The sequence below is a fragment of the Acetobacterium malicum subsp. dehalogenans DSM 11527 genome (assembly GCF_000472665.1).
Classification (GTDB): Bacteria; Bacillota; Clostridia; order Eubacteriales; family Eubacteriaceae; genus Acetobacterium; species Acetobacterium malicum.
On sequence record NZ_AXAC01000074.1, the window covers coordinates 1 to 2,592 of the forward strand.

Annotated in this window: 4 protein-coding genes; 1 reads left to right on the plus strand and 3 read right to left on the minus strand. The window is 40.4% G+C overall.

The window, feature by feature from the left end; genetic code table 11:
* Positions 1-153: 153 nt before the first annotated feature.
* From A3KS_RS24065 to A3KS_RS0117110, 3 genes are read right to left on the minus strand one after another with little or no spacing between them, the layout of a single operon-like run.
* Entirely contained in the window at positions 154-888 is a 735-nt protein-coding gene (locus A3KS_RS24065) for an HI0074 family nucleotidyltransferase substrate-binding subunit (RefSeq protein ID WP_084505060.1), read from the minus strand.
* 38 nt (positions 889-926) lie between these two features.
* The gene (locus A3KS_RS0117105; RefSeq protein WP_026395923.1) at positions 927-1,157 is read right to left on the minus strand and encodes a type II toxin-antitoxin system MqsA family antitoxin; all 231 of its coding nucleotides are present in this window, start codon (positions 1,155-1,157) and stop codon (positions 927-929) included.
* Position 1,158: 1 nt separating this feature from the next.
* Positions 1,159-1,470 carry a DUF4258 domain-containing protein gene (locus tag A3KS_RS0117110; protein ID WP_026395924.1) on the minus strand — a complete coding sequence of 104 codons (312 nt, stop codon included), beginning with the start codon at positions 1,468-1,470 and terminating at the stop codon, positions 1,159-1,161.
* Positions 1,471-1,687: 217 nt separating this feature from the next.
* Here A3KS_RS0117110 and A3KS_RS0117115 point away from each other — a divergent pair, with 217 nt between their 5' ends.
* Positions 1,688-2,005 carry a Mu transposase domain-containing protein gene (locus tag A3KS_RS0117115; protein ID WP_026395925.1) on the plus strand — a complete coding sequence of 106 codons (318 nt, stop codon included), beginning with the start codon at positions 1,688-1,690 and terminating at the stop codon, positions 2,003-2,005.
* Positions 2,006-2,592 lie beyond the last annotated feature (587 nt).

Below are 2,592 nucleotides of genomic sequence, written 5' to 3' on the forward strand. Positions count from 1 at the left end.
CATCAGCATAATTAATAATTGGCTTCATCCACTAGAGCTATTATACCATATCAATGGCAATATACAAACAAGTTTGCAAGATAGTGTCAGGCACCTTCTCTCCTCCGGCCGCACCTTCTCTCCTCCGGCCGCACTGTCAGGCACCGAACTTTGCTATTCCGCCAAACGTTTTGAGAGAGCTTTGAATTCCTGAAAATACGTCTTTATAATTCGGTAACATATTTCATCTGCGATTTCTTCTTTATAAATATGAGACGTTAAGTTGCGATCATTTAACAGTTGAATCCAAATCTTATCCTCTGTGATTAAACCATAACTAAACGCTTCTTTCATAACCGACTTCGGACTGTTAATATCAACGAACCCTTGATCCATCAGATATTCCCTGGCAGCTTTCCAGGCAAGTTCCGTCGTAAATTCAAACCGCTGGATGACCCCATCACGGACAATGCTGCTTTTATTGGCTTGAAGTTCTAAAATTCCTTCACTCAGGCGATCAACTGCTTTTTTTAGATTTTCGACTTTATTTGACAACAATTCCATTAAAACAACTCCTTCCTGCTTAACATTTTCAAGTAAACGTGGATCCGCATCAGGTGTCATGAATACAATATCAAATTTTAACAAGGTATCCAGTTCTTCAATTTCATCCGTAAAATTCGCTACCTCAAGGTTAGAGCTGCTGCTACTGAATATTGCCAAATCAATATCACTATTGGGCCGATAATCGCCTCTTGCCCGTGATCCAAACAAGACAATTTTATAGATATTCGGGTAGTTACTGGCACATTTTTTAACCTGCTCAAACAATTTTTCCATTCTTATTTTTGAGGTCTTTTTAACAGATCCTAACCCTTCCCCTTTTTCTCCCACTTTCTGTTCAATCATTCGCGAACCTCCCAGTGTCTTGTTGTAAATGATTCTCTCTAGGCAGCACGATTGTCATAATTGACGACAGCAATCTCTGTTAAAGTATTGCGCAATTGATCAATAATGTGTTCTAATTGTGCAACAACCGTACCACTAAATGATTCTTCGCCGCATTGGATGCACTTATGGCAAGGTACATTTTTAACAATCACAATGATGTTTCCTAAGTCAGCCATATAGGTGGTAGTTGACTCTGTCAGCTTCCCTTTGCACAAAAAACAATCCATTCTAGTTCTCCTTCCTCAACTTAAAACCGTCTTTCCACATGTCGACATCCGGATAATAAGCGGTTATTATCCATAATTTACAATCAGTATAACCAACAAAAACATGGACTAACAATTTGTCAATTGATGCTCCTAAAATTAAACAACTCGGATGTGGATAAACCTCAGGATAGGGCTCAATTATTTCACCGGTCATGATTGCATTTTTGACGTCAGAATATTTAGTACCCCTTTTCATAAATCGATCCAAAGCATGTCGGCTAACTTCGATCGTTTCATCGTTGCAGATTTCTCTTAAATTTTCAATATTCATTTTTCATATCCTTATCAGTCTCAGCCATTCGCCGCAGAAACAATATCTTGTTTTCAGTATACACCACTGCTAGCTAAATGTCTACCATTATGTTTATACATCGGTGTCAGGCACCTACTTCCCTACTTCTAAAAAGCTCGAAGAGCTGAACCATTTTCCTTTTAAAAAGCGGGAAGGCAATCGCCACCGCGCTTATTATGAGGAAGAACATGACTTCATGAAGCCGCTTCCATTTACCCCATATGAACCGGCCATCTGGTCCACCGCCAGGGTTCCCCGGGATTACTTGATCTCTGATGGAAAAAACAAGTTTTCGGTGCCATTTGATCTGATTGGGGAAGATGTCGACATCCGGCTGACAGAGAAAACCGTGGAAGTCTTTTTTCACGGTTCCCGGGTGGCATCCCATCCCCGATCAGCAGCGCAACTGCGGGAGCCGGTTGTCCGTTTCGAACACATGCCGCTGGCCCACCAGAAATATCTTTCCTATAGTGCCGAAGAATTTCAGGCATGGGCTGGGGGGATGCGGACATAATCCTGGACTAAATAGTTTTAAGGAGGATGTCAAATGTATTCAAATGAAGACCGTATGAAGGTAATAAGGCTCTATATCGAATACGATTATAATGCTAGGGCAGTGATCCGTGAGTTGGGTTACCCATCTAGAAATCGGTTGGCTATATGGTACAAAGAATATCAAAAACATGGCACATTAGATGGATTGAGCCAACAAAATAACTCCAAGTATTCGAAAGAACAACGCCAAGAAGCAGTAGATTATTATCTGAAAAACGGTAAAAGTATCAGCCGCACAATTAAAGCATTAGGATATCCTGGCAAAACAACTTTATGCGACTGGTTAAACGAAGATGTCGCTCACAATAAACGCAAATGGAGTTGTAAAGCATCAAAGTCTTTGGTACGATGTACTCAAGAGCAAAAAGAACAAGCAGTAAAGGATTATTGCACAGGCGTGCATACTCCTACTGAACTAAGTAAAATATATGGGGTTGATCCATACACAATNTATCATTGGAAAGACAAGCTGCTCGGTAAGGAGAATAAAATAACGATGTCAAAGAAATCGGTAAACTCCAAGAGCAACAAAGTCGCAGATGTCAA